The 26,493-nt window shown below is 52.8% G+C and carries 22 protein-coding genes; 15 read left to right on the top strand and 7 right to left on the bottom strand.

The window, feature by feature from the left end:
* The first annotated feature begins 180 nt into the window (after positions 1-180).
* From ompC to JHD74_RS16275, 5 genes are all read left to right on the top strand, one after another.
* Positions 181-1,308: a porin OmpC gene (gene ompC / locus JHD74_RS16295; protein WP_024530490.1), complete on the top strand. Its 1,128-nt coding sequence runs from the start codon at positions 181-183 to the stop codon at positions 1,306-1,308.
* Positions 1,309-1,527: 219 nt separating this feature from the next.
* On the top strand, positions 1,528-3,690 hold the full coding sequence (gene dcp, locus JHD74_RS16290; protein WP_199063093.1) for a peptidyl-dipeptidase Dcp: 2,163 nt from the start codon (positions 1,528-1,530) through the stop codon (positions 3,688-3,690).
* Between the two features lie 410 nt (positions 3,691-4,100).
* Positions 4,101-5,204, top strand: a complete 1,104-nt coding sequence (locus JHD74_RS16285) for a PfkB family carbohydrate kinase (protein ID WP_098931179.1) — start codon at positions 4,101-4,103, stop codon at positions 5,202-5,204.
* On the top strand, positions 5,189-6,127 hold the full coding sequence (locus tag JHD74_RS16280; RefSeq protein ID WP_024531291.1) for a pseudouridine-5'-phosphate glycosidase: 939 nt from the start codon (positions 5,189-5,191) through the stop codon (positions 6,125-6,127). Before JHD74_RS16285 ends, JHD74_RS16280 begins: the two co-directional genes overlap by 16 nt.
* 115 nt (positions 6,128-6,242) lie before the next feature.
* Entirely contained in the window at positions 6,243-7,502 is a 1,260-nt protein-coding gene (locus JHD74_RS16275; RefSeq protein ID WP_199063092.1) for a NupC/NupG family nucleoside CNT transporter, read from the top strand.
* Positions 7,503-7,716: 214 nt separating this feature from the next.
* On the opposite strand, the gene nudI is transcribed toward JHD74_RS16275, so the two are convergent.
* The 4 genes from nudI to JHD74_RS16255 all read right to left on the bottom strand — a co-directional run bounded on the left by nudI (position 7,717) and on the right by JHD74_RS16255 (position 9,851).
* Entirely contained in the window at positions 7,717-8,145 is a 429-nt protein-coding gene (gene nudI, locus JHD74_RS16270; protein WP_024531293.1) for a nucleoside triphosphatase NudI, read from the bottom strand.
* 134 nt (positions 8,146-8,279) lie between these two features.
* Positions 8,280-8,813, bottom strand: coding sequence for an SRPBCC family protein (locus JHD74_RS16265; RefSeq protein ID WP_199063091.1), 534 nt, complete (start codon positions 8,811-8,813; stop codon positions 8,280-8,282).
* A 4-nt stretch (positions 8,814-8,817) separates the two neighbouring features.
* Positions 8,818-9,165, bottom strand: a complete 348-nt coding sequence (locus JHD74_RS16260) for a helix-turn-helix transcriptional regulator (protein WP_021178010.1) — start codon at positions 9,163-9,165, stop codon at positions 8,818-8,820.
* Between the two features lie 89 nt (positions 9,166-9,254).
* Positions 9,255-9,851 (bottom strand): TetR/AcrR family transcriptional regulator, encoded by a 597-nt coding sequence (locus JHD74_RS16255; protein WP_199063090.1) that lies wholly within the window; start codon positions 9,849-9,851, stop codon positions 9,255-9,257.
* A 138-nt stretch (positions 9,852-9,989) separates the two neighbouring features.
* Here JHD74_RS16255 and JHD74_RS16250 point away from each other — a divergent pair, with 138 nt between their 5' ends.
* The 5 genes from JHD74_RS16250 (at position 9,990) to JHD74_RS16230 (ending at position 15,698) form a co-directional block, all read left to right on the top strand.
* Positions 9,990-11,045 carry a sugar phosphate isomerase/epimerase gene (locus tag JHD74_RS16250; protein WP_199063089.1) on the top strand — a complete coding sequence of 352 codons (1,056 nt, stop codon included), beginning with the start codon at positions 9,990-9,992 and terminating at the stop codon, positions 11,043-11,045.
* Positions 11,046-11,060: 15 nt separating this feature from the next.
* A complete protein-coding gene (locus tag JHD74_RS16245; RefSeq protein WP_199063088.1) occupies positions 11,061-11,960 on the top strand; it encodes an alpha/beta fold hydrolase in 900 nt (299 codons plus the stop codon).
* The gene (locus tag JHD74_RS16240) at positions 11,947-12,864 is read left to right on the top strand and encodes an alpha/beta hydrolase (protein WP_199063087.1); all 918 of its coding nucleotides are present in this window, start codon (positions 11,947-11,949) and stop codon (positions 12,862-12,864) included. The genes JHD74_RS16245 and JHD74_RS16240 overlap by 14 nt, the downstream gene beginning before the upstream one ends.
* A gap of 108 nt (positions 12,865-12,972) precedes the next feature.
* Complete coding sequence (locus tag JHD74_RS16235) at positions 12,973-14,841, top strand: potassium transporter Kup (RefSeq protein ID WP_074032287.1); 1,869 nt, start codon at positions 12,973-12,975, stop codon at positions 14,839-14,841.
* Between the two features lie 32 nt (positions 14,842-14,873).
* Positions 14,874-15,698, top strand: coding sequence for an AraC family transcriptional regulator (locus JHD74_RS16230; RefSeq protein ID WP_074032288.1), 825 nt, complete (start codon positions 14,874-14,876; stop codon positions 15,696-15,698).
* A gap of 65 nt (positions 15,699-15,763) precedes the next feature.
* Here the strand turns inward: JHD74_RS16230 and JHD74_RS16225 are convergent, their stop codons facing one another.
* On the bottom strand, positions 15,764-16,774 hold the full coding sequence (locus JHD74_RS16225; protein ID WP_306110052.1) for a LysR substrate-binding domain-containing protein: 1,011 nt from the start codon (positions 16,772-16,774) through the stop codon (positions 15,764-15,766).
* Positions 16,775-16,843: 69 nt separating this feature from the next.
* On the opposite strand from JHD74_RS16225, the gene JHD74_RS16220 reads away from it, so the two are divergent.
* A complete protein-coding gene (locus JHD74_RS16220; RefSeq protein WP_074032289.1) occupies positions 16,844-17,926 on the top strand; it encodes a Gfo/Idh/MocA family protein in 1,083 nt (360 codons plus the stop codon).
* 97 nt (positions 17,927-18,023) lie between these two features.
* On the opposite strand, the gene JHD74_RS16215 is transcribed toward JHD74_RS16220, so the two are convergent.
* Positions 18,024-18,908, bottom strand: a complete 885-nt coding sequence (locus tag JHD74_RS16215) for a LysR family transcriptional regulator (RefSeq protein ID WP_199063086.1) — start codon at positions 18,906-18,908, stop codon at positions 18,024-18,026.
* 236 nt (positions 18,909-19,144) lie between these two features.
* Here JHD74_RS16215 and JHD74_RS16210 point away from each other — a divergent pair, with 236 nt between their 5' ends.
* Entirely contained in the window at positions 19,145-20,122 is a 978-nt protein-coding gene (locus tag JHD74_RS16210) for a nitronate monooxygenase family protein (protein WP_074032290.1), read from the top strand.
* A gap of 181 nt (positions 20,123-20,303) precedes the next feature.
* On the top strand, positions 20,304-21,269 hold the full coding sequence (locus JHD74_RS16205) for a DMT family transporter (RefSeq protein ID WP_199063085.1): 966 nt from the start codon (positions 20,304-20,306) through the stop codon (positions 21,267-21,269).
* 58 nt (positions 21,270-21,327) lie between these two features.
* Here JHD74_RS16205 and fusA read toward each other — a convergent pair whose 3' ends face one another.
* The gene (fusA, locus tag JHD74_RS16200) at positions 21,328-23,433 is read right to left on the bottom strand and encodes an elongation factor G (RefSeq protein ID WP_199063084.1); all 2,106 of its coding nucleotides are present in this window, start codon (positions 23,431-23,433) and stop codon (positions 21,328-21,330) included.
* Between the two features lie 465 nt (positions 23,434-23,898).
* Between fusA and JHD74_RS16195 the strand changes: the two genes are divergently transcribed.
* Positions 23,899-24,444 (top strand): Ail/Lom family outer membrane beta-barrel protein, encoded by a 546-nt coding sequence (locus JHD74_RS16195; protein WP_199063083.1) that lies wholly within the window; start codon positions 23,899-23,901, stop codon positions 24,442-24,444.
* 270 nt (positions 24,445-24,714) lie between these two features.
* Positions 24,715-26,190, top strand: coding sequence for an alpha/beta hydrolase (locus JHD74_RS16190; protein WP_199063082.1), 1,476 nt, complete (start codon positions 24,715-24,717; stop codon positions 26,188-26,190).
* The last annotated feature ends 303 nt before the right edge of the window (positions 26,191-26,493 follow it).

Raw genomic sequence — 26,493 nt, 5'->3', positions numbered from 1 at the left:
CCCGTATGTCAGCTTGAAACACTCCCTCGCGATTAAAAAACAACCGCTCCAGCTTGCATTAAAGTAATCCCGGTATAAATTAATATCATTACCGCCATTAAAACGGTAATACACCCACGAGCTAATCATGCTCGTAACAGCAGTGGCTATAGCACGACATAATAATAGAGGACAATCAAGATGAAACTTCGAGTACTCTCTCTGATGGTTCCTGCTTTGCTGATGGCTGGCACCGCAGGGGCCGCTGAAATCTACAACAAAGACGGTAATAAACTGGATTTGTACGGTTTAGTCGATGGTCTTCACTATTTCTCTGATAACAATAGCGTTGATGGCGACCAGTCATACATACGTATGGGGCTCCGTGGTGAAACGCAGATTAACGACCAACTTACCGGCTATGGTACGTGGGAATACCAGGTCAACGTTAACACTCCGGAAAGCGAAAACAATGCCTTCACACGTTATGGTTTCGCAGGGTTGAAAGTCGTTGATTATGGCTCATTCGACTATGGCCGTAACAACGGTGTCCTGTATGACGTAGCGGCTTATACCGACATGCAGCCAGAATTTGACGGTTCCACCTATGGTGCCGACCAGTTCATGTTCCAACGTTCAAACGGTTTGGCGACCTATCGAAACAATAACTTCTTTGGCCTGGTTGATGGTCTGCATTTTGCTCTGCAGTATCAGGGTAAAAACGGCAGTCCTGAAGAGACTAACAATGGTCGCAACGTTCTGGGTCAGAACGGTGATGGTTATGGTATGTCGGTGAACTATGATATTGGCTACGGTATTAGCGCAGCGGGAGCCTTCTTTAATTCCAAACGTACCAGCGAGCAAAATGGCGGTGGTGCATATAGTGGTATCATGGGGCGTGGTGACAATGCGGAAGGCTATTCAGGCGGCCTGAAATATGACGACAGCAATACCTATGTGGCCGTCATGTTTACCCAGTCCTATAATGCAGCGCGCTTCGGCAGTTCAAACAGCGACGCGTATGGCTACGCTAATAAAGCGCAAAGCTTTGAGGCCTATGCACATTATCTGTTTGATTTCGGTCTGCGCCCATTTGTGGGTTATAACCAAACCAACGGCAAGAACCTGGGGCAGGCTGCTAACGGTCATACCTACGGCAGTGAAAACCTGGTCAAGTTTGTTGACTTGGGTGCGACCTATTACCTCAACAAAAACATGTCCACCTATGTGGATTATAAAATCAACCTGTTGGATGAAAACGACTTCACCAAATCGGCCGGTATTAATACTGACGACGTGGTTGCTGTCGGTCTGGTTTATCAGTTCTGATGACAGAGAAATAAGTCAGCTTACGATAACGCGGCCTTCTGGCCGCGTTTTTTCTTTGTTCTCCCCCGCAGTATACAGCCGCTAGCCTGTTGAGAAATTTCCAGTTATTTTTGCTCAAACGACCATCTGAGCCTAAGCTAGGCTATGTTGCTGAATTTACAGCTTCTATCCAATTGGACGCAGCGTCCCTACATTAAGACATGGAGGAGTTTCGATTTGATGCGTTTATCCACCCTGGTACTGGCGATCGGCGTTGCATTAAGCACGCCCGCGCTGGCAGAAACCAATACCCAGACAAAGGAGGCGAAAGTGGCCGGAGAAGTTAAACAGGATAAGCAGGGACAAAACCCGTTCTTTACCGCCAGTCAGTTACCATTCCAGGCCCCGCGTTTTGATGTCATCAGCGAAAGCGATTATGCCCCGGCCATTGCCGCCGGTATCCAGCAGAAACTGACAGAAGTCGAAAAAATCGCCAATAACCCGGCTGAGCCTACGTTTGACAATACCTTCGTGGCGCTGGAAAAAAGTGGCGCACTGTTGACGCGCACCATGAACGTGTTCGGCGCGATGACCTCCGCCAACACCAGCGACGCACTGCAAAAGCTGGATGAAGAAACCTCACCGAAGCTGGCGGCGTTAAATGATGCCATCATGCTGAACAGCAAACTGTTTGCGCGCATCAAGGCGATTTACGATCGGCGTGACAGCTTCAACTTGGACACCGAGTCCCTGCGGCTGGTAGAGGTTACTTACAAGAACTATGTGCTGGCCGGGGCCAATCTTTCTGACGCGGATAAAACCCAACTGAAAGCGTTGAACCAGGAAGCGGCGACGCTGAGCACCCAGTTCACCAATAAATTATTGGCCGCCAGCAAAAATGGCGCGTTGGCGATCGGTGATAAAACCCTGCTGGTCGGGCTTTCAGAGGGCGAGTTGGCGGCAGCAGCGCAGGCGGCTAGCGAACGTAAGCTGAATAAGCAATGGCTGTTGGTGTTGCAAAACACCACGCAACAGCCTGATTTGCAAAACCTGCAAGATCGCGATACTCGCCAAAAGTTGTTCGAAGCGTCGATCAATCGTGCAGAAAAAAATGACTCTAACGATACTCGCCAAACTCTGGCGCGGTTAGCTAAAGTGCGTGCCGAGCAGGCCAAACTGCTGGGCTTCCCGAACTATGCCGCCTGGAAGTTGCAAAATCAGATGGCGAAAACCCCGGATGCGGCGTTGGCGTTTATGCGTGATATCGTGCCTGCCGCCACGGCCCGGGCAGAGCGCGAGGCCAAAGATATTCAGGCAGTGATCGATCGGCAAAACGGCGGTTTCAAGCTGGCCGCCTGGGATTGGCAGTTCTATGCCGAGCAGGTGCGTAAAGAGAAGTACGATCTGGATGAGTCACAGATTAAGCCTTACTTTGAGATGAGCAACGTGCTGCATAATGGCGTATTCTACGCCGCCAATTTGCTGTACGGCATCAGCTTTAAAGAACGTAAAGATATCCCGGTTTATCATCCGGACGTGCGGGTATACGAGGTATTTGATAAAGACGGCCAGTCTCTGGCGCTGTTCTACACCGATTTCTTTAAGCGTGATAACAAGGGCGGTGGCGCTTGGATGAGCAACTTCGTTGAACAGTCCAAACTCAACGGCACCAAACCGGTGATTTACAACGTCTCCAACTTCACCAAACCCGCAGCGGGCCAACCTGCATTGCTCTCTTATGACGACGTGATCACCATGTTCCACGAGTTTGGCCATGCGCTGCACGGCATGTTTGCCGATCAGCAATACCCAAGCCTGTCGGGCACCAACACTGCCCGCGATTTTGTCGAGTTCCCGTCGCAGTTTAACGAGCACTGGGTCAGCGATCCGCAGGTATTTGCCCACTTTGCCAAGCATTATCAAACGGGTGAGGCGATGCCGCAGGTGTTGGTCGATAAAATCAACAAGGCCGACAAGTTCAACAAGGGCTACGCCATGACCGAATTGTTGGCCGCCGCGCTGCTGGATATGCATTGGCACATGCTCGGTGCCGATCAGCCGCAGCAGGACGTGGACAAGTTTGAGGCCGCATCACTGCGCCAGGACAAGATCGACCTCAGCTATGTGCCACCGCGCTATCGCTCCAGCTATTTCCAGCATATCTGGGGCAACGGCTATGCCGCCGGTTATTACGCCTATCTGTGGACGGAGATGTTGGCAGATGACGCCTTCCAGTGGTTCAGCGATAACGGCGGGTTAACGGCAGAGAATGGCCAGCGTTTCCGCGAGCAGGTGTTGTCACAGGGCAACAGCCAGGATCTGGAAAAGCTGTACGTTAAATGGCGTGGGCAGGAGCCGAGCATTGAACCAATGTTGATCAACCGCGGGCTGAAGGATAAGTAACTATTGTTTAGCACCCTCCGAGAGCAGTTCCTGCTCTCGGAGGGGTATAACAATGCCAAGAAAGAGAATTGTGTGAGGCCGATCGTTTTTCTATGTAACCGAAATTAGCCGTGGTGAGATTAATCCTTGTAATTAACAGGGTTACCAACACGTGTTGGTGTAAATAATCCCAAAAATCCATCCCATTGTTTTAATGAGTTTATCTTCAGCACAAAATTTTCCCCTCGTATAAAAACCATAAGAAATGCCGTTTTCAGTCTGGGTTAATATGATTAATGTCACAGATTGACCACTGAAAACGGCGTGACGACAAGTTACGATCATAATCTCAACTCCGATAGTTGCTGCTTTACTGTTGTCAGGTTCCGATTTAAAACAAACACCTGTTCAAAAACAAACAAGTGTTAATTATGACCAACCGGGAAAAACAGATACTGCAACTCCTTCGGCGGGACCCGTTGATTCAACAACACGAAATCGCCGATATTCTAGGTATTAGCCGTTCTGGTGTGGCAGGCCACATCATGAATTTGATGAATAAAGGTTATATTAAAGGTAAAGGCTATATTCTCTCCGAACACCGCTATGTGGTCACCGTTGGTTCGGTCAATATGGATGTTTGTGGTTATGCCAATACGCAGCTGGTTTATGAAGATTCCAACCCAGGGAAAATAAAGTGTACCCCGGGAGGCGTTGGCCGAAATATATCGCAGAATATTGCGTTATTAGGTGCCGAATGCCATCTGGTTTCCGTGGTTGGTGACGATTTCTACGGCACTACGCTGCTGGAACAGGCGAAATTGGCGGGCGTCAACGTGGATAATTGCCATCGGTTGCATGGTGAAAATACTTCGACCTACGTTTCGCTGCTGGATGGCAATGGTGAAATGCTGGTCGCCATCAACGATATGCGCATCCTGGAAAAATTGACCCCGGCGCTGTTATCTCATTCCAAGGATTTAATTCAGCACAGTGGTGTCTTGGTGCTGGACTGCAACCTGACCGAAGACGCGCTGGCCTGGTTATTTAGCAATGCCGGTAATGTACCGGTATTTGTCGATACGGTTTCCGCTTTTAAAGCGCCAAAAATCAAAAACTGGCTCTCGCATATCCATACGTTGAAGCCAAATCGGATTGAGGCAGAAATTCTCAGTGGGATGAAAATATCCCAGGCGAGCGATGCACCGGCAGTCGCCCAATGGTTCCACCAGCAAGGCGTGCAGCGTTTAGCGCTGAGTATGGGTAGCCACGGCGTGTATTTCAGCGAAGTGGATGGCCAGCACGGTTGGTCGGCACCGCTGCCGACTCAGGTCGTCAATGTCACTGGAGCCGGGGATGCCATGATGGCGGGGCTGGTGAGTTGCTGGCTGGAGGATTTCCCACTCGATCACAGTATCCGTTTTGCCCAGGGCTGTTCGGCAATGACCCTGGCCTCTGAGTTCACCAACAACCCGAATCTGTCGCAAGGCAGCGTTCAAAAACTTCTGGAATTACAATCATGCAAAATAGCCTAATCACTCATCAATATCTGGATATCGCGCCTGAAGTGGCGCTTGCACTGGCCGAAAATCGGCCGGTGGTGGCGTTGGAGTCGACGATTATTTCCCACGGCATGCCTTACCCGCAGAACGTTGAAACTGCCTTACAGGTAGAGGAAAAGATCCGTGCCAACGGGGCGGTGCCAGCGACCATTGCGGTGATCAATGGGCGGATGAAGGCGGGGCTATCCCATGATGAGATAGAAACGTTGGGCCGCGAAGGGCACCGGGTCGCCAAAGTGAGTCGTCGCGATTTGCCGTTTGTGATTGCCAGTGGCAAAAACGGCGCAACCACCGTGGCTTCTACCATGATCATTGCCGAACTGGCCGGGATCAGCGTATTCGCCACCGGCGGGATTGGCGGTGTGCACCGCGGTGCACAGCAGACGTTTGATATTTCGGCTGATTTACAGGAATTGGCACAAACCAACGTGGCGGTGATTTGTGCCGGTGCCAAATCGATCCTGGATCTCGGTTTGACCACCGAATACCTGGAAACCCATGGCGTGCCTCTGGTGGGTTATGGCACCGATAGTCTGCCCGCATTCTTCAGCCGTACCAGCCCTTATTCCGTTAGCGTGCGCCTGGATACGCCGCAGGAAATCGCGCGGGCAATGGCCGCCAAATGGGCTGCTGGCTTGCAGGGCGGGATGGTGATCGCCAACCCTATTCCAGAGCAGTACGCCATGTCTGAAGAGAAGATCAACCAGGCCATTGAGCAGGCTGTTCAGGAGTCCGTGGAGCAGGGTGTGTCCGGCAAGGAGAGTACGCCATTCCTGCTGGCCAGAGTCGCTGAATTGACCGGTGGCGATAGCCTGCAGGCCAATATTCAGCTGGTGTTTAATAATGCCGAGTTGGCAGCCAAGATCGCGGGTCATTATCAGCTAAATTGCGCTTAACGCTTAAATTAGCACTCTACGTTTGTCCTTGATAAATCACTTCTGCCTCGGCAGGCGGCAGGCTATTGCCGTTTGCCGAGTAAAGAAGGAAATAAACAAAATAGAAGGGGGCCTTATGGAGTTGTTGCGCAGTCTTGCAGGTATGTCGATCCTGTTATTAATCGGCTTTGTGTTTTCCGTCAATAAAAGAAAAATAAGTGTGCGCACGGTCGGTGCGGCATTGTTACTTCAGGTATTACTTGGCGCTATTATGCTGTATGTCCCCGCAGGTAAATGGTTAATCAACGCCATTGCCAGCGGTGTCAATCGCGTGATTTCGTACAGCGATGCGGGGAGCGCATTTATTTTTGGCGGCCTGGTAGGGCCGAAAATGAATGAGCTTTTCGATGGTGCAGGTTTTGTGTTCGCTTTTCACGTGCTACCCGCCATCATCTTTATCACCTCGTTGATTTCTATTTTATATTATCTTGGGGTAATGAAGTGGGTGATCAATATCCTTGGCTATGTCTTCCAGCGGCTTATGAATATCAGCAAGGTGGAGTCCTTTGCCGCTGTCACCACCATTTTCCTGGGGCAAAATGAGTTACCTGCGGTGTTGAAGCCGTTTGTTAAAAACATGAACCGCAATGAACTGTTCACGGTGATCTGTAGCGGCATGGCCTCGATTGCCGGTTCGATGCTGGTCGGTTATGCCGGTTTGGGCATCCCCATTGAGTATCTGCTGGCGGCCTCGCTGATGGCTATCCCAGGGGGGATCCTGTTTGCCCGTTTGCTCAGCCCGGCGACGGAGCCTTCCCGCGTTGAGTTCAGCGAAATGTCATTCAGTGATAAACGGCCCGCCAGCATTATCGAAGCGGCGGCTAACGGTGCGATGTTGGGGCTGAAAATTGCGGTGGGGGTTGCCACGGTAGTGATGGCCTTCGTCGCGCTGATCGCGTTGATCAACGGCATTATCGGCGGCGTGGGTGGCCTGTTTGGTGTTGAAAGCGTCAGCCTGCAAAGCCTGCTGGGCTATCTGTTTGCTCCGTTAGCCTACATCATGGGCGTGAGCTGGGAACATGCCGATCTGGCAGGGGGACTGATTGGCCAGAAACTGGCAATTAACGAGTTTGTTGCCTACCTCAGCTTCTCTCCTTACCTGAAAGAAAGCGCGATGTTACTCGATCCGAAAACCATCGCGGTGATTTCGTTCGCACTGTGCGGTTTTGCCAATTTTGGCTCGATTGCCGTGGTAGTGGGGGCATTCAGTGCGGTGGTGCCGGAAAGGGCCTCGGAAATTGCCCAGTTAGGGTTCCGGGCGCTGTTGGCGGCGACGCTGTCCAACCTGATGAGCGCCACCATTGCCGGGCTGTTTATCGGGTTAGGGGGGATTTGAAGAACCGGGGCAATTGCAGGCTAATCCGTCCTCGATTGCCCCTCACCCCAACCCTCTCCCGTAGGGCGAGGGAGCTGCACGGCTTTTTTGATGAGGTTGTGCTGCTTCGAAAAGTAGGGAATAAAAACAAGAAAGGCAAGGTTTTACTCAAGACATTCAACGAACTCGATCGGTTCCCTCTCCCTGTGGGAGAGGGTTAGGGTGAGGGGCATCACTACTCCAACAACCCACGCTGGCGCAACGTGAATCGGGTCGCTTCGTTCAGATCGTAGCTGGCCAGTTCTTCCTTCCGCACCCAGGCATAGTCTTCAAACTCATCATTCAGCGTGATGGTGCGGTTGGCGGCATGGCAATCAAAAATCAGGTAAATCATATAGATTTGCTCTTTGCTGCCGTCTTCGTAGGTCTTTACCCGCACGTCATCGCGAAACGTCCAGGGTTGAATGCGGTCCAGCACCAAATCACTACCCAGTTCTTCACTTACTTCACGACGCAACGCCTGCTCGATGGTTTCCCCTGGTTCGGTCCCGCCGCCGGATAGCGCCCATTGACCGGGGAACACCCCTTTATGGGCCGCCATTTTGCACAGCAGATAGGCGTTATCGTTTTCAATTAACGGGCAAACAATAATACGTTGACGCATCGTAACTCCATGTTTCAAGGGCATCATATTGGTGCAACGCATTATACGCCAGTCACCAGGTCGGAGTTTTAAATTCTCATCTTCCAGTTTTAAGCGGTAACGGGGATGAGAACCGCGATCCTCATCCCGCTGGCTTACAGTTTGGCCCGGTACTCGTCTTCCAACCGGCTCATTGAGGCCCAGAATGGGCTTGGTGTCCGCTCCAACAGGCGATCGGCCAGCAGATCCAGATGAGTATGCCAGCCGCTGGCAACGCTGAGCAGGGTATCGCGGTTGGCCAGGCGGCGATGGGTAAGAGTCAACAGCACCTTATCCTCTTGCTCGGTCAGTTCAATAGTGACTTCAGAAGGGCGGGCTTCCCCTGTTTCTGCCCAGGTAAAGCTCACCAGGCGCGGTGGCAGAATGCAGGTGATATGACCCATTTGGGCGATTTTACCGGCGCAGGATTTGTATTTTGCCGGCGGTTTTTCATCCTTGCCGGCCAAATCGGCATTGCAGAACAGTAGCTCGATCTTGGCCCCGACCTGCATGGGCATCTCACCGGCGGCCAGCCAGCTGGCACGTTTATCGGATTCGATCAGGTAGGCCCAGACGCGTTTGAGCGGGCCGGGCAGCAGCCGCTGGATCCGCAGCGTACCGGTTTCAATAATCATACCGTAGTCGTTCATGGGTTCACTCCGTCGGAGGATGCGAGTCGGCCTGCAACAGCGCTTGTTCTAGCGCGTCCAGCCGCTCATTCCAGAAATGTTCGTAGGTTTGCAGCCACTGCATGGCCTGCACCATCGGCTCGGGAGCGAGCCGGCAGATATGGTTTCTTCCCTGCACGGTGCGTTGCACCAGCCCGGCAAGCTCCAGCGCTTTGATATGCTTGGAAGCTCCGGCAAACGACATCTCGAACGGCGCAGCCAATTCACCGATGCTGTGTTCGCCTTCGGCCAATGTGCGCAAGATGGCGCGCCTTGTCGGGTCGGCCAGTGCGTGGAAAATGGCGTCCAGCGGTGAGGAAGATAATTTAACCATATGGTTAAATATAGAACGTCAACGTCAATACTCAACCGGTTTGTTGAATATTTTTTAACCTTGTCACAATAAAAGTGTGGGTAAGGCGTTTACGCCGGAGACCGATCGAGCATAGTAAGGGCGACATTCACCGCTTTTTCCAGCCGGGCACGGCTCACGCCATCCCGAGCCTGAACGGACAAGCCATGCAGGAACGCCGCAAAATAATCGCCAAGGCTCTCTGCATCGGTGTTGGCGGGCAGTTCACCAGCCTGAATCGCAGCCTGTAATCTGTCGATAATGCCTTGGGTGCGCTGTTGGCGGTGTTCCATCAACCAGCGCCTGACGCCCTGATTTTCTTCACTGACGCTGACCGCAGATGAAACCACCATGCATCCTTGGGGAAGTTCACCGTGGCTGTAGAGGGCAACCGCGTCGTTCAGCATCTGTTTGATGGCTTCACGCACACTGGCTTTTTCTTCGAACGCACGCTCGGCAAAGCCGCCTTCGTGGGCTTCGTAGTGTGCTATTGCTTCACGAAACAATAGCTCTTTCGAACCAAAGGCCTTGTAGATCCGCGCCGAGGCAATGCCCAGTTCGGCCACCAGGTCGGACATCGAGGTGCCTTCAAATCCCTGTCTCCAAAAAAGGTTCCGTGCTTGCAATAGGGCCTGTTCACGGTCGAACTCTCTGGGTCTGCCTGCCATTGTCATCTTCTCCGGTGATTTTGCTGCGGGCTACAGGATCGCTTAAATGGCGGATAACGCCAACGAATTTCAAAATCCTCTTGCCGATAATTGGATTTAAGCCTATTGTTTGTCAATCGACAAACAATAGGAAAGACGATGAAAACGATCAAAGGCCCCAGCCTGCACCTTGCCCAATTTAGTGATGCAGCTCCTCCGTTCAACAGCCTGCCGACGATTGCCGCCTGGGCAAAAGAGACCGGCTTTAAAGCTTTGCAGATCCCCGCGTGGGATAGTCGTTTGTTTGATGTGAAAACGGCGGCGGAAAGTCAAAGTTATTGCGATGACATCACTGGCATGCTGGCGCAGCACGGCCTGGTGGTCAGCGAATTGACCACGCATATTTTCGGGCAACTGATGGCGGTGCATCCAGCCTACGATGCGCTATGCGATAGCTTTGTACCGGAGGGGCTGCGTGGCGATCCGCAAGGGCGAACGCTTTGGGCCAAAGAAAACCTGCTGCTGGCGGCAAAAGCTTCTGCACGCTTAGGTCTGACTGAAATGGGCACCTTCTCCGGTTCGTTGGCTTGGCCCTATCTGTTTCCATTTCCGCAACGGCCAGCAGGGCTGATTGAAACGGCCTTCGATGAGCTGGCCAAACGGTGGTTACCCGTGCTCGACGCCTGTGATGAGCAGGGCATCAACCTGTGCTATGAGATCCACCCCAGCGAAGATCTGCATGATGGCATTACCTTTGAAATGTTCCATCAACGCGTTGCGGCTCATCCACGCTGCCAAATGCTGTTCGATCCCAGCCATTTCGTGCTGCAACAGCTCAACTATCTGGAATTTATTGATATCTATAAAGATCATATCCGTATGTTTCACGTTAAGGACGCGGAGTTCAATCCAAGTGGTCGGCAGGGGATTTATGGCGGCTATCAGTCCTGGGCGGATCGGGCGGGGCGGTTCCGTTCATTAGGGGATGGGCAGGTCGACTTTAAAGGCATCTTCTCCAAGCTGACGCAGTACGATTATGCCGGTTGGGCCACGCTCGAATGGGAATGCTGCCTGAAGCATCCGCAAACCGGGGCGGAAGAGGGAGCTGCGTTTATCCGCAACCATATTATTCCTGTCACGGATAAAGTGTTCGATGACTTTGCCGGTGCGCCGGTCAACCAACAACAAATCAACGCCTTGCTGGGCATTCGCTAACCTCCGGAGCACCTTATGACTATGCTGACTCACGGGCCATTATCCAATGGGCTTGAGGCCGAACACATCTATATTAAAATCAACGGCCACCGTATTCACTGCGCCATGGCCGGAAGTGGGCAACCGGTGCTGCTGATCCCTGGCTGGCCACAAACCTGGTACACCTGGCGTTACGTTATGCAGGCGTTAGCTAATGCGGGCTTTCAGGCTATTGCTGTAGATCCTCCTGGTATAGGAGACTCGGACAAACCCCTCGGCGGTTATGACACCGGCAGCGTTGCCGAAAAACTCCATCAGGTCATGGCGCAACTGGGACATCAGCGCTATGCGGTGATCGGCCATGATATTGGCATGTGGTTGGGTTATGCGTTGGCAAGCGATTACCCTCATGCGGTTAGCAGACTGGTGCTGACCGAAGCGGTGATCCCCGGCTTGGCAGAGGCACCGCCGATCTTTGTTCCCGCCGAGGACAACATCTTCCTGTGGCATTTTATGTTTAACCAGCTAACCGACCTGCCCGAAGCCTTGACCACCGGCCGAGAGGCTGAGTATCTGGGGTACATTTTCCACCGCTGGTCTTACCGACGCGATCGAGTTGCCGCAGAAACCTATATCGCGGCTTACTCGGTGCCTGGTAGCTTGCGGGCCGGTTTTGATTATTATCGGGCCATACCGGAGACCATTCGACAAAACCAACAACGGGCTAAAACGCCCCTAACGATGCCAGTAATGACGATTGGCGCAGAGCATGCTACCCGCGATGCGCCATTCCTTACCTTGCAGGGCAAGGCTCGTCAACTCCAAGGGGAGGTGGTGCCTGGCTGTGGGCATTTCATTACCGAGGAGTGCCATGAGGAATTTATCGCCCTGATCCTGCCTTTTTTACAGGAGGGTAAAGCCCATGCCGTTGGATAAGCAAATCGCGCTATTTTTGCAGCAACAGGACGATGCGCCCGCATCATCCTCATTGGAGGAGCTACGTGCGCAGACGGCAGTTGAGTTACAGCGCTTGCAGGGTGCACCCCAGCCCGTCCAGAAAATAATTGAGTTCCATATCCTGGTTGACGGTGGGCAAACTATTCCCGTGCGCGGTTATGTTCCCCTAAATGCACTGGAGAATATGCCGCTTCCGGCGATGGTGTTCGCACACGGCGGCGGATGGTGTCTGGGCTCGCTTGACGTTTACGATGGGCCTTGCCGCGCGTTGGCCAATGCCACTGGGCGAGTGATCCTGTCTGTCGACTATCGCCTGGCACCGGAATATCCTTTCCCGACGCCGTTGCATGACGTTTATCAGGTGCTATGTTGGGCCTCGGAACAAGCAGCGCACATCGGCATTGACCCTCTGCGAATTGCGCTTGGCGGGGATAGTGCGGGAGGGAACCTGGCGGCAGCGGCCGCTCTGATGGCTAGAGATCGGTCAGGGCCAACAGTAGAACATCAATACCTGCTTTACCCTGCATTGGATAGCGGGATGGCGACGCCAAGCTTTGCCGCTTATGGTGAAGGTTACTACTTGACGCAGGAGATCATGGGTTGGTGCTGGGCAAACTACCTTGGGCAGGATACCGACTCTCGGGAGCCTTACGCTTCTCCTTGGTATGCGCCAACGCTGACAGGTTTACCACCAGCGACGATCCTGGTGTGCGAATACGATCCGCTGCGGGATGAAGGTGAACGCTATGCGCAGAGATTACAAGATGCCGGCGTTAACGTAAATTGCCAGCGTTTGCCTGGGATGGTGCACGCTTGCATGCATATGACTGGGTTGACCCCGGCGGCCCTGGCTCTATTTACTGCGCTGGAGGCTTTGTCTTAATTTGCAGTCCGCCAGGGAAGGCGGGACAATAGACCTGTTTATGTGGTTTTGCACTATCCTTGTTACATAAGACTCACCTTGTACGATCAAATAGTTAAGGAAGATGCAATGTCCGCCGAAGGTAGTAACAAGAGCAGCTTGACGCTGATGGCAGGTGGCGCACTGGGCGTAGTATTTGGCGATATTGGTACCAGCCCGCTGTATACCTTGAAAACCGTGCTGTTTCTGTCTGGGGATGCACCAACACCGGCGGTGATCCTCGGGTTGCTGTCGCTCATTTTCTGGACCTTGGTGATCGTAACCTCGGTTAAATACGCCACTTTTGCCATGCGCATCGATAACAACGGTGAAGGCGGTATTCTGGCGCTGATGTCGTTGTTGGTCAGCAAAAAGAGCACTCGTCCGGTGGTGATATTTGCCGGGTTGTTTGGCGCGGCACTGATCTACGGCGATGGGGCCATTACCCCGGCGATTTCGGTGCTTTCCGCGCTGGAAGGGTTGAATATCGTCCTGCCGCAGTCCAAGCCTTATATCCTGCCCGCAACCGTGGCGATCCTGGTGAGTCTGTTTGCCATTCAGGCGCTGGGCACGGCCCGCATCGGTAAAGTGTTCGGGCCGATTATGGCGCTGTGGTTCGCGGTGATTGCGGCGCTGGGAATTTGGGGCATTATCCAATACCCGGCGGTGTTGATGGCGATCAACCCGGTGTATGGCTTTGAGTTTCTGTTTTCTAACGGGATGGTCAGCTTCCTGGTGCTAGGCGGGGTATTTCTCTGTGTGACCGGCGCGGAAGCGTTGTATGCCGATATGGGGCACTTTGGTAAAAAGCCTATCTGGCTGGCCTGGTTTGGCATCGTGTTTCCCAGCCTGCTACTGAACTATGCGGGGCAGGCAGCCTTGATCCTGTCCGGTGCCGACGTGACACAGAACATCTTCTTCCGTTTGTGCCCACCGGTGTTGCAAATCCCACTGGTGATTTTGGCCACGCTAGCCACCATTATCGCCAGCCAGGCCATTATCAGCGGTGCGTTTTCCATGACGCGTCAGGCTATCCAACTAGGGTGGTTACCGCGTTTACGGGTTAAACAAACCACCGAAGAGAGCTACGGGCAGATCTACATTGGCGCGATCAACTGGCTATTGATGGCGGTAACGGTGTTCCTGGCGGTGTTTTTCAAATCCTCTGATAATCTGGCGGCGGCTTACGGGATCGCCGTTTCCCTGACCATGATCATGACTACGGGGCTGTTGTTTGTCGCCATGCGCGAAGTGTGGCAATGGAGCCTGGTGACCAGCCTGATGGTGGCAGGAGGCTTTTTCGTCGTCGATCTCAGTTTCCTGGTTGCCAACATGAGTAAGGTGTTGGAAGGTGGTTATATGCCGCTGTTACTGGCGGCTGCGGTGTATGCCGTGATGCTGATTTGGCACCGCGGCGTGGTGTCCGCCTCGCAAACCCTGGACGAAAAAGTGGTGCCGGTGACCACCTTTATGACGGAAATTGAACAAAAGGCTATCCCTCGGGTACCGGGCACGGCGATTTTCCTGACGCGCTCCCAAGGAGGGACGCCGCCGGTAATGAAATGGCACGTGAAACGCAATGGTTCATTGCATACCGACCTGCTGGCGTTGAATATCGTGGTGCAAAACGTACCGCGAGTGGCCGACGAAGAGCGGTTAACCATGACCGAACTGGCCCCCGACTTCTGGCGTGGCGTCGCTCATTATGGTTTTATGGAGCGGCCAAACATTCCTCAGCTGTTACGTCATCTGGAAGCGCAGCAGTGCGGTTTCAATCTCAACGACGTAACCTACTATCTGGGGCACGAAACCATTGTCAAACGTGAAGGCCGTGGTGCGATGCCGGCGTGGCAGCGTAGTCTCTTTGCCCTGATGGTGCGTAACGGCATGCATGTGACCGATTATTACTATCTGCCTAGCGATCAGGTGGTTGAAATCAGCCGTCGCGTACCGGTTTAAATCCGCCCTAAAAGATAAAAGGAGCCAGGGAAGTGCAAGGTGTGCCAGAACAGTTTCCGTTTGAGAAAGATCGCGCCCAGTTCCGGCATTTGCCGCAGTTGCCGGGCGTGGAGCTTTATCAGGCCCATATCGATCGCTATGCGTTTGAACCACACGCCCATGATGCGTTTGGCATCGGCACGGTGGAAGCCGGTGCGGAGCGTTTTCGCTACCGCGGGGCAGAACATTTAGCCGCGCCGGGTGCCTTGGTGCTGATGAATCCGGACGAGTTGCATACCGGTGAAGCGGAAACGGCAGGCGGTTGGAACTATCGGATGATCTATCTGGAGCCTGCGGCGCTGGAGCGGATTTCCGGTGAGAAGGGCTGCTGGTTCCACGACGTGATCCACCATGATGCGGCGGCGGCCAAGCGGCTTTCGCAAACGCTGGCGGCGTTATGGCAAACCCGGGACACGCTGGCGCTCGATAGCCTGCTGCTGTCCATCGTTGATGTTTTCCGTCCTCACGTGCGTATTGCTCAGCCGCAGCAGAATGAAGCCGCTCATCGTATGGTGATAGTGAAGGAGTATCTGCGGGATAACTTCGCTTCACCGATCACATTGAGCGATCTGGCAGCGTTGGTCTCACTCAGCCCGTATCATTTCCAACGTAAATTCAAAGCGCAATTCCATGTCACCCCACATCAGATGCTGATGGCGATCCGGCTCGAAAAGGCCAAGCAGATGCTCGGGCGGGGAATACCTGCGGCCCAGGTGGCCGTAGCTGTGGGGTTAACCGATCAGGCACATCTCACCAAAGCGCTGGTTAATCGTTACGGTGTCACGCCTGCGCGCTACCAAAAGCAGGTGATGCGTTAAGGGTCCACTTGGCAATCGGAATATCAGCACGCTGCCAACGGTATTTTTACACTATGTTCTGCGGCTTATCTCCTGGAGGGGACCATGAAGTTGTCAAAAATATCCGCCATGTAATCCACAAAAACGCGTACCTTTGGCGTCATTTGGCGGGTACTGGGCCAGAGCATGTGAAAAGTGGTCGTTACGGGAGCCATAAAGCTGTCCAGCACCGTCTTCAGTTCCCCGGTGGCAAGCTCATCTTTTACCGAATAATCCGGCAAGCAGGCGACACCACGACCCTCTTTTACCATAAACAACAGAACGTCGAGGCTGCTGCAGACAAGTGTCAAGGGAGCGACCTTTCCGCTACTTCTTGCCGCTACATGCTGAAACGGCCACTGTGCAACTTTCCCTGAACTGGGGAAGCGATAGTGAAGGCAGGCATGCTCGGACAGTTCATCCGGACTGGATGGAGTTCCATTACGCTCGAAGTACTCAGCAGAACCCACAATACAGAGTCTGAATGAACCCAGACGACGTGATATCAACCTGGAATCGCTCAGTTCTCCCCCTCGTATCACAACGTCCATCCCGTCCTCAATGACATCAGATAATCTGTCTGAAAAATCGAGATCCAGCTCAATCTGCGGATGACGCTCCATAAATTGCGCAATCATCGGCAACATCAATCCCCCTGCTAGCGGCAGTCCAACACGGAGCCTTCCGCGAGGTTGCCCGGTCATGGCTGAAATCTCATCTTCTGCGGCCTGAATTTCGCTGAAAATTCGGTGACACCGTTCCAGGAAAACCTCGCCCTCAGATGTCAGACGCACCGAGCGTGTACTTCTCTGGAAAAGGCGTACGCCCAGGCGCTCTTCCAGCCTCGATATGCTCTTGCTGACCGCGGATGATGAAATACCTTTTACCCGCCCGGTGGCGACGAAGCTTCTCGTCTGTGCCACGTGTATGAACACCTCCAGCCCGGTCATTTTTTCCATCATTTGTTTCTGCCCATCATTGCTGACAAATATGTCACTTGTGTTATGCCAGCCAGCCCCATCAATGGCAAGCGGATATCCGCTTATTATTACCGTCATAACACGACCCAACGGACGGCTTACTCAGACCGTCCCAGAGTTCTGATAGACAGACACAGGAGAAACATCATGAGCAACAAAATTCGCGTAGGCATCATTGGCACAGGCGGTTGGGCAAGGTATGGCCATATTCCGGCCCTTCAGTCGCTGGAAGATTTTGAGATTACGGCGCTGGCCGGGCGTAATAAAGAAAAGGTTGAGAAATATGCCGCTCAGTTCGGCATCGGCCAGGCCTATGGTAGCCCGGAAGAACTGCTGGCCAATCCTGATGTAGATCTGGTTGTGGTGTTGGCACCGACGCCTGAACATGGCCGCCTGGCGAAAGCGGTCATTGAGGCAGGAAAGGATGTCTACAGCGAATGGCCTCTTTCCACCACCACAGCAGAATCAGAAGAGATTCTGGCGCTGGCGCGTGAAAAGGGGGTTAAACATATTGTTGGCCTTCAGCGTCGCTTTTCTCCCAGCTCGCGTTTCTGGCACGACCTGATAAAACAAAACTGCGTCGGTAAAATCCGTGCGGTACGCATGTCCGTAGGTGTCGATGCTTTTGGTGAGGTCATGCCGGCGTTTGCAAAATGGGCGCTGGATGCGGCTAACTTCACCGAAATACTGTCGATATACGGCGGCCACTTCCACGATATGTTGTTCCACGGTGTGGGTTTCCCGCAAAAACTGACGGCAATTACTGAAAACCAGTTTCCTGTCACCACGATTGCGGAAACCGGTGAGAAAGTGCCTTATACCAGCCCGAATGAAGTGATGGTTATCGGGACACTTACCAACGGTGGGCTGTTCTCGGTGCAGCTTGAGGGGGGCCAGAAACATCGTACCGGCCTGCAGATTGATATCACCGGCACTGAAGGCGTGCTGCGTATTACTAATGCGCGTGGTTTTGAGAATAAAGATGATAACGCGATAGCGATAATGCGCAATGGTGTTGAGACATTTGAACCTCTGGCTGTCCCCGCAGAATATGCGTTTTTACCCGTTTCTCATCTTGATGCCAGTTCACAGGATGTGGCCTATCTCTACGCGGCCTATGCCCGGGACAAAGCGAGGGGCTCCAGTGAAGCAACTACGTTTGAAGATGCCTTGCGCCAGCATCGTTTAATCGATCGGATCACTGAATCCTCTGAGCGTTTCTTCAGCTGAGATTTTGTTCCAATCGCCTGCTCAGAATGGAGACATTATGGGCGGGCAAGCTGTCAGGTTATTGCTGTTCTTCATTCCGCTACAGGTGCCAGGACACCTACAGTAAGTTGTCTAACCACTCGGCAAATACCCGCACTTTGCGGGAGAGATGACGGTGCGGATAAAGCAGAGACAACTTTCGAGATGGGGCGGGATAGTCTGGCATTATTTCTACCAGGAGGCCGCTTTCGAGATAAGGTTGTAAAAAAAGATTCATGCCCTGAAGCATCCCCAACCCGGCAAGCCCCGCGGCAATATAGGTTTCAGAGTTATCCAGAACAAGCTTACCCGGAAGGTTAACTTCTACTGCTCCCGACGGTGTTTCGAACGTCCACGGAATAATTTGCCTACTGCTGCTGTTAATCCAGTTGACGGCCTGATGTTGCTGCAATTCATCAAGATTTTTTGGCGTGCCATGTACTGCAAGATAAGCAGGACTGGCGCAAGTCGTCATTTTAATGTTGCCCATAGGTCGTGCGATGTAGTCGCCGTCGTCCAGTTCCCCCATCCGCAATACACAGTCCAGACCGTCGCGCAGCATATCCTGACGACGGTCAGAGCTGCTCAGAATGATTTCGATATCAGGGTGCTCACGATAAAAAACAGGCAGATTGGGCACGACCAGTGAAACCGCAAAAGCGATTGGCATATCCACACGCAGTTGTCCGCGTAAAGCACAATCGGGGCCAAACGACTCCAGCAACTCATCCGTTTGGGCCAGCAAGGGTTTGCTGCGGCGATAAAACTCCTCCCCATCAGGCGTCAGATTAATCCGCCGCGTCGTTCGCTGCATTAAACGAATGCCGCAGTGTTGCTCAAGTTGCTGCACGGCTTTGGTGACTGCGGGGCGATGGATTTGCAGATTTTCCGCCGCCTGAGTAAAGCTGCCAGATTCGACAATTTCAATGAAAATTTTAATAGATTCAAAAAGATTAATTTGCATAGCGTACTTATTTTTAGGCGAGGGGGACACGTTGTTAAGCAGTACCCGAATAGCCCTATTGTTACTTATTTAATAATAGTGATGAAGTGTTTTTGGTATTTTTCTAAACAATATCGCGATCTACACTCTTCTCACTTCGAAAGCTGAGCTGCTCCGTAGCACCATTTTGAAACGTAGGAACGCTTTAAGGCAGCCTTATCAGGTCGCCAGAACCCATTTATTAAGGATATTCCGCCATGCAAAATAACCGTATTTGTCAGATTCTGGGCATAGAAAAGCCTGTCATCCAGGGACCGTTATCCTGGTTAACCGATGCCCGTTTGGTCGCTGCTGTCAGCAACGCCGGGGGCCTTGGTGTCCTGGGGCCAAATGCAGGCTTGACGGCAGAAACCGAAGTTTCCACGCCGGAAGAAACTGCCGAGAAAATGCGAGAAGAAATCCGTAAAACCAAAATGCTTACCGAAAAACCTTTTGGCGTCAATCTGATCCCGACGCCTGAGAACGACGTATGGACTCCATCCATCATGCAGGTGATAAAAGAAGAAGGGGTGAAAGTTGTGGTTTATACAGGCTATGGTGAAGGCGCGGTGATCCCCGCTCTGTTTGACGAACTGAAAAACGCGGGCATCAGTATTATCTACCGCGACATTAATCCAACCCCTGAAAATACCCGTCTTGCCGAAGCTGCAGGGGCAGATATTATTGTCGCCACCGGTTTTGACGAAGGAGGAACCTTGCCAGGTAAGGCTCTGGGAACATTTTCAATTGTACCGCTTATTGCCGATGCCGTACAAAATGTACCCGTGCTGGCCGCAGGGGGGATCACCGATAGTCGCACCGCCAGAGCAGCCCACGCCCTTGGGGCAAGCGGAGTTTTTGCCGGCTCTATTTTTATCAGTACGGAAGAAAGCCGTGTACCACAATCGGTGAAAGACAAAATCATTGATTCGGATGGTCTGGATATGCTGCTTTTCCGTACCATGCCAGATTACTATCGCTCATTGCCCGGCAAGCTGGCACAAAAGCTGGTGCAAATGGATAAGGCAGGAGCCAGTAACGAAGAACTTGGAAAAACGATGGGTGGATTACGCGGTTTGCGTATAGGCATGCTCGAAGGAAATACGGATGACGGCTATATCTCGCTTGGCACCGGCATCGGTAGCATTCGGGATGTTAAAAGCGTAGCTGAAGTGGTTGATGAGTTAGCAATATGATCGTTTCCCGCCGTTTACGGCGGGGTTATCTATTTAACTTGGTCAGGGTCGATACTGCTCGGCCCCTTCAGATTGGCCAACGTTGCTATCAATCAAAAAACAGCAACCTGGTACAATATTCTGCCCCCACGTCCCTCTATCCTTAAGCCACTTGAGAATGGCTGTTGATGATGGAGTCACTATGTTTGTCGGTGTGATGTTTGCCCTGATTGCCGGGTTGATGTGGGGGCTGATATTTATTGGCCCGGTATTGGTGCCGGACTATCCAGCCGCGTTGCAATCCACCGGGCGCTATCTGGCTTTTGGGCTTGTCGTGCTGCCGCTGGCCTGGCTGGATCGCCGCCGCCTGCGTCAGCTGCTGGCTAAAGATTGGCTAGAGGCGTTAAAACTGACCGCGATTGGCAATCTGCTGTATTACCTGTGCCTGGCCAGTGCGATCCAACGTACCGGAGCGCCTGTATCGACCATGATTATCGGCACGCTACCGGTAGTGATATCGGTCGCTGCCAATCTGTTTTACGGCCATCACGACGGCCGTCTCTCCTGGCGAAAATTAACCCCGGCCTTGCTGGTGATTGCCCTCGGGCTGGTGCTGGTCAACGTTGCGGAACTGCAAGGCAATAGCGAGCCTATTGATGTCTGGCGTTATACCAGCGGCCTGGGATTGGCACTCTTAGCGGTGGCGTGTTGGACCTGGTTCCCTCTGCGTAACGCGCGTTGGCTACGCGATAACCCGGATAAACGGCCCACAACCTGGGCCACGGCGCAGGGGATTGTGACTTTACCTTTGGCGTTGGTGGGTTATGTGCTGGTTTGCGGCCAATTGGCGCTGACACAGCCGCAGTTCGCGCTGCCGTTTGGCCCGAGACCGCAGGTGTTTATCCCGTTGATGATTGCTATTGGCGTCTTGTGTTCCTGGCTAGGTACGTTGTGTTGGAACGAGGCGAGTCAGCGTTTACCGACGGTGCTGCTTGGGCCGCTGATCGTATTCGAGATCCTGGCTGGATTGGCCTATACCTTTATGCTGCGCCATAGCTGGCCACCCCTGCTGACGCTATGCGGTATTGCCTGCCTGACGGTTGGGGTGATTTACGCCATGCGCATCAAGTTGGAACCGAAGGTGGTTGCGTTAGAGGAGACACGTTAAAGCGTATGCTGCATTCGTCAAAAGATGAGGCTACGGGTTTCCCCGTAGCCGTTATCGATTAACGTTTACTGTGGTGGATAATCTCTTCGGCCACATTGCGCGGAGCCTCTGCGTAATGGCTGAACTCCATGGTGTAGGTGGCACGGCCTTGCGACATGGAGCGCAGGGTGGTGGAATAGCCGAACATCTCAGACAGCGGGACCTTGGCATGGATCTCTTTGCCTCCGCCACCGGGGATATCCTCCATCCCTTGCACCATACCGCGTCGTGACGACAGATCGCCCATCACGTTTCCGGCGTAATCCTCCGGCGTTTCCACCTCTACCGCCATGATTGGCTCCAGGATCACCGGACTGGCCAGGCGACAGGCCTCTTTAAACCCAAAGATAGCCGCCATACGGAAAGCCTGCTCGGAGGAATCCACATCGTGGTAGGAACCGAAGGTCAGATGCACTTTGACATCGACCATCTGATAACCCGCCAGCACGCCATTATTGAGCGCCTCCAGAATGCCTTTTTTGACTGCTGGAATATATTCACCGGGGATCACGCCACCTTTGATTTCATCAAAAAACTCAAAGCCTTTACCGGGTTCATTGGGCTCCACCGTCAACACCACGTGGCCGTATTGGCCTTTACCACCGGACTGACGTACAAATTTGCCTTCTACGTCGGTCACTTTCTGACGGATGGTTTCGCGGTAAGAGACCTGCGGTTTACCGGTATTGGTTTCAACGCCGAACTCGCGCCGCATCCGGTCAACTATGATCTCCAGGTGCAATTCACCCATGCCGTAAATGATGGTCTGGCCCGAGTCTTCATCGGTACGTACGCGCAGCGAAGGATCTTCCGAAGTCAGGCGTTGCAGCGCAATCCCCATTTTCTCCTGGTCGGCCTTGGTTTTTGGCTCGATGGCCTGCGCGATAACCGGCTCCGGGAACACCATACGTTCCAGCGTGATAATGGCATTGGGGTCGCATAGCGTATCGCCGGTGGTCACATCCTTCAGGCCCACGCAGGCGGCAATATCCCCGGCGTGCAGCTCATCGACTTCTTTACGATCGTTGGCGTGCATCTGCACGATACGGCCAATACGCTCTTTTTTGCCTTTTACCGGGTTATAGACGCTATCGCCTTTGGCCAGAATGCCGGAATAGACGCGCACGAAAGTCAATTGGCCAACAAACGGGTCGGTCATCAGCTTGAATGCCAGCGCCGAGAATTTTTCATTATCATCGGCCTTGCGGGTGATAATGTTATCGCGTTCATCATGGCCTTCCATCGGCGGTACATCCAGCGGAGAGGGCATCAGTTCGATCACCGCGTCCAACATGCGCTGAATCCCTTTGTTACGGAATGCCGAACCGCACAGCATTGGCTGGATCTCACCGGCAACGGTGCGGGCGCGCAACCCCTGGACGATCTCCTCATTGGTTAATTCGACCTGATTGAGGTACTTGTCCATCAGTGCTTCAGAGCCTTCCGCCGCCGCTTCAATCATCTTGTCGCGCCACTCTTGGGCCTGATCGAGCATTTCTACTGGGATCGCCTCGAAGCGGTAGGTCATACCCTGAGTCGCTTCATCCCAGAAGATGGCCTGCATGCGGATCAAATCCACTACGCCGGCAAAATGGTCTTCAGCGCCGATGGGGATCACCACCGGCACCGGATTGGCTTTCAGGCGCTCGATCATCATATTGCGCACGCGGAAAAAGTCCGCCCCGGTGCGGTCCATTTTGTTGACGAAGGCCAACCGCGGCACCTTGTACTTATTAGCCTGACGCCACACGGTTTCAGACTGCGGTTGCACGCCGCCAACCGAGTCATACACCATTATGGCACCGTCCAACACGCGCATTGAGCGTTCCACCTCAATGGTGAAATCGACGTGCCCAGGGGTATCGATGATATTGATCCGGTGCTGAGGATAATTATGCTCCATGCCGTTCCAGAAGCAGGTGGTGGCGGCGGAGGTAATAGTGATCCCACGCTCCTGTTCCTGCGCCATCCAGTCCATGGTAGCGGCGCCGTCGTGGACTTCGCCCAGCTTGTGACTGACCCCGGTGTAAAACAGAATCCGCTCGGTCGTCGTGGTTTTTCCGGCATCAATGTGCGCCGAGATGCCGATATTGCGGTAGCGTTCGATGGGGGTAGTGCGTGCCATAATCAACCTTTCTTAGCCTTGTGGCGTACGGCTTTAACAGTTTACGTAAAATGATATCCCTCAATGGGTTATCAGCCAGGCCTGGAACAACAACGTCCTACGGCCTTAGAGTAATCGTAGTTGATAGTATTAAGTTTATTAACCTATGACTGTGATAGGTCGTTTAAAAACTAAACATTACAGATCACGGGGGTTGTTCTGCGGATGGCACTTGCCAGGGTGTGAAGGGGGGCAAACTGAACGGCTGTACAAGAAATTTCCAGCAACCAAGATAAATAATGTTCAGGTTGCCTGAAAACAAGCTGGCTCGCCTATTGCTATAAATTTTTCTGCAGAGAAATTGATGTTTATGTGAAGTAGAGCGAGACATCCCACAAACTTCATGGTTAAATTCAGAATTCGCTCAAATAGCACATTATTTTATTGCAGAGCGAATTTTATTTACTCATGGATTAAGAGATTAACATGCAAAAAACATATTTATCAGTACTTCTGGCTGGCGCAATGGCATTGTCATTCGGTGCTCAGGCTGCGGGTGAAAGCACCATTTCTTTAGGTTACGCTCAAAGCCATGTGAAGGTTGATGGTAACAACCTGAATGAGAATCCTAAGGGTTTCAATCTCAAGTATCGCTATGAAATTGATAGCAATTTAGGATTTATTACTTCATTCACCTACACTACGCAGTCGTATGATTTCTATTATGGCAGTAACAAAGTGGGTGATGGTGATTTAAAATATTACTCACTGACTGCAGGCCCAGCCTATCGCTTTAATGACTATATCAGCGCCTACGGTTTAATCGGTTTTGGCCACGGCAAGGCGACATCCAATGTCTCTATGCGGGGTTACTCTTCTAACACCGACGAAAGCAAGACCAGCGTCGCTTACGGTGCTGGCTTACAGTTTAACGTAACCCCTAATATTGCTCTTGATGCTCACTACGAGTATTCAAAGTTGGGTGACTTTAAAGTCGGTACCTGGACCGTTGGCGCTGGCTATCGTTTCTGATAGAAATGTCCTAAAAGGTTTTGAGGGAGCTGTTCTACGCCATTACTGTCGCTAAAAATGGCTTGGCCTTCTCGAAACCTCGGAGCCGCCGCTACTCGCGGCGGTTCCGGTGTTACTCTCCTTCACATGCGTTCTTTTCAATGAATATTTTCTGCCGGTTGGTATACAGATCCTGCCAAACAGCTTAATAGCCCTTCCATAATCCGTTGGTAGGCGGTTTAATGTAGCGGCGTTAAAATACCGAGTAACCGTTTGCTGAAAGGACTCGTCATGTCTGCGTTTCGTGTTCTGTTTTTGCTCGCCGTTGCGGTCCAACTGCCGGCCTATGCCAAGCCTTTGGTCAAAACATCCGGCACTGCACCAGGTACCATTCAATGGCAACCCTGCAACAGTACCGCCTTTCAGCACTGGTTCAGCGATGGGCCGCCTCCGGCCGGTTTACAATGTGGCTATGTTGAAGCGCCACTGAGTGGCCAGAATGCAGCACAAACCGTTCGGCTGGCTCTCACGCGGTTACCTGCGGTAGGCCCAAAAAAAGGCAGCGTGGTGATTATCGCAGATGGACCTGGCTCGCCAGGGATCAATCCACAAATTGCCGAGCAGGGGCCCGCCTGGCGGTTGCAAAAATCTTACGACATCATTGGTTATGATCCCCGCGGTGTGGGGCAATCGACACCCAAGATTTCCTGTCAACTGACAGCTAGCGAGGAAACACCGTCACCCGATGAAAACGATATCCCTGGCGCAGAGCAACAGGCACGAGATATGGTGGCGGCCTGCATCAAGCAGACAGGGGCCGACGTGGTGCAGCATATGGGCACCCATGAAGCCGTTAACGATCTGGACGCTATTCGCCGGGCGTTGGGTGAACCCGCGTTGTCCGCCGTGGCGTATTCTTACGGTACCAAGGTCGCGGCATTGTATGCGGAGCGATTCCCTAAGAAAACCCGTGCGTTGGTGCTGGATGGCGTGGTGAACCTGAAGGATGATGACTTTACCCAACGCATCAATCAGGAGCGGGGTTTTCAGCAAAGCTTCCTGCGTTTTGCCGATGATTGCGAGAAAAACGGCTCATGCCCATTAACCAGCGAGCCTAACCGGGCGATCCAGTTGTACCACAGGATGCTGCACAAGTTGCATGATACTCCTTTCGTTACCCCCTCGGGTTATGAGATCTCTGCCGATGACGTGATCACCCTTACGCGTAACCTGTTGCCAAGGAGGGAACGTTGGCCCGAGTTGGCCACGGCCTTGCGTAAAATTGATGCGGGCAAAGCCGATGATGCAGTGACCGATCTTATCGACGAAAGCTATACCCCGGACGCTGATGATGCGCGAACGGTGATCACCTGTGCAGATATGGCTAAGCCTGATGCTGACCAGCAGCTGTTACGTCGGCAGCGCCAGCAAATCAATACCGCAGCCTCATTTCCCAACTACTTACCGTTGCATGAGTATCCACTAGAGACCTGTGATTTCTGGCCATACCCTGGCCATGTGGAACCGCATGTTCCAGTACTTTCTACCGCTCTCCCGCCGTTGCTGTTCATTACCCAGCGCTATGACCCGGTTACGCCATATCGTAACGCCCGTGAAATGGCTTCGAGTTTTAAAAGCCCGCTGATTACCCGCGAAGGGGATGGCCATACGCTGGCGTTGACGGGTGTTGACGGTTGTGTGGATAGCGCAGTAGTGGATTATCTGTTGAGCCCCAAAAAGCCACGGCGGGATAAAAGCTGCCGTTGAGTGGGGTTTTTGCGGGTAATGATATAGGGGCAGGATTAGGGTTTTATCTAAGAATATTCTGCCCCGCAATAAAGTACAGGGTCAGGCTGAGTGCCTGGTAGGGATACAGATCTTTCCGTTAATAATGTGGGCATCTCGGCGGATCCACTCATTAACTTTGTAAACACTGGTTCTGTGCAGTTGTGCGAAGGTTTTAATATCTCCGTCATGCTTTCTATATATAAACCTGTCTCTTATACACATCTAAAAGAGGGGGGGGGGGGGGGGGGGGGGGGGGGGGGGGGGGGGGGGGGGGGGGGGGGG

It is taken from the genome of Serratia sp. ASV30, assembly GCF_016428815.1.
Lineage (GTDB): Bacteria > Pseudomonadota > Gammaproteobacteria > Enterobacterales > Enterobacteriaceae > Chania > Chania fonticola_C.
The sequence above is the reverse complement of the archived record's forward strand: the minus strand, read 5'-3'. Positions and strand labels throughout refer to the sequence as shown.

What these genes read in the sequence shown, in the direction of transcription:
- JHD74_RS16210 (WP_074032290.1), top strand. Translation starts at nt 19,145, where the DNA reads ATGCAAAATAACCGTATTTGTCAGATTCTGGGCATAGAAAAGCCTGTC.
- JHD74_RS16195 (WP_199063083.1), top strand. Translation starts at nt 23,899, where the DNA reads ATGCAAAAAACATATTTATCAGTACTTCTGGCTGGCGCAATGGCATTG.
- JHD74_RS16215 (WP_199063086.1), bottom strand. Translation starts at nt 18,908, where the DNA reads ATGCAAATTAATCTTTTTGAATCTATTAAAATTTTCATTGAAATTGTC.
- JHD74_RS16255 (WP_199063090.1), bottom strand. Translation starts at nt 9,851, where the DNA reads ATGGCAGGCAGACCCAGAGAGTTCGACCGTGAACAGGCCCTATTGCAA.
- JHD74_RS16280 (WP_024531291.1), top strand. Translation starts at nt 5,189, where the DNA reads ATGCAAAATAGCCTAATCACTCATCAATATCTGGATATCGCGCCTGAA.
- JHD74_RS16240 (WP_199063087.1), top strand. Translation starts at nt 11,947, where the DNA reads ATGCCGTTGGATAAGCAAATCGCGCTATTTTTGCAGCAACAGGACGAT.
- JHD74_RS16205 (WP_199063085.1), top strand. Translation starts at nt 20,304, where the DNA reads ATGTTTGTCGGTGTGATGTTTGCCCTGATTGCCGGGTTGATGTGGGGG.
- dcp (WP_199063093.1), top strand. Translation starts at nt 1,528, where the DNA reads ATGCGTTTATCCACCCTGGTACTGGCGATCGGCGTTGCATTAAGCACG.
- JHD74_RS16225 (WP_306110052.1), bottom strand. Translation starts at nt 16,774, where the DNA reads ATGACGGTAATAATAAGCGGATATCCGCTTGCCATTGATGGGGCTGGC.
- JHD74_RS16220 (WP_074032289.1), top strand. Translation starts at nt 16,844, where the DNA reads ATGAGCAACAAAATTCGCGTAGGCATCATTGGCACAGGCGGTTGGGCA.
- ompC (WP_024530490.1), top strand. Translation starts at nt 181, where the DNA reads ATGAAACTTCGAGTACTCTCTCTGATGGTTCCTGCTTTGCTGATGGCT.
- nudI (WP_024531293.1), bottom strand. Translation starts at nt 8,145, where the DNA reads ATGCGTCAACGTATTATTGTTTGCCCGTTAATTGAAAACGATAACGCC.
- JHD74_RS16190 (WP_199063082.1), top strand. Translation starts at nt 24,715, where the DNA reads ATGTCTGCGTTTCGTGTTCTGTTTTTGCTCGCCGTTGCGGTCCAACTG.
- JHD74_RS16285 (WP_098931179.1), top strand. Translation starts at nt 4,101, where the DNA reads ATGACCAACCGGGAAAAACAGATACTGCAACTCCTTCGGCGGGACCCG.
- JHD74_RS16235 (WP_074032287.1), top strand. Translation starts at nt 12,973, where the DNA reads ATGTCCGCCGAAGGTAGTAACAAGAGCAGCTTGACGCTGATGGCAGGT.
- JHD74_RS16275 (WP_199063092.1), top strand. Translation starts at nt 6,243, where the DNA reads ATGGAGTTGTTGCGCAGTCTTGCAGGTATGTCGATCCTGTTATTAATC.
- fusA (WP_199063084.1), bottom strand. Translation starts at nt 23,433, where the DNA reads ATGGCACGCACTACCCCCATCGAACGCTACCGCAATATCGGCATCTCG.
- JHD74_RS16245 (WP_199063088.1), top strand. Translation starts at nt 11,061, where the DNA reads ATGACTATGCTGACTCACGGGCCATTATCCAATGGGCTTGAGGCCGAA.
- JHD74_RS16250 (WP_199063089.1), top strand. Translation starts at nt 9,990, where the DNA reads ATGAAAACGATCAAAGGCCCCAGCCTGCACCTTGCCCAATTTAGTGAT.
- JHD74_RS16260 (WP_021178010.1), bottom strand. Translation starts at nt 9,165, where the DNA reads ATGGTTAAATTATCTTCCTCACCGCTGGACGCCATTTTCCACGCACTG.
- JHD74_RS16265 (WP_199063091.1), bottom strand. Translation starts at nt 8,813, where the DNA reads ATGAACGACTACGGTATGATTATTGAAACCGGTACGCTGCGGATCCAG.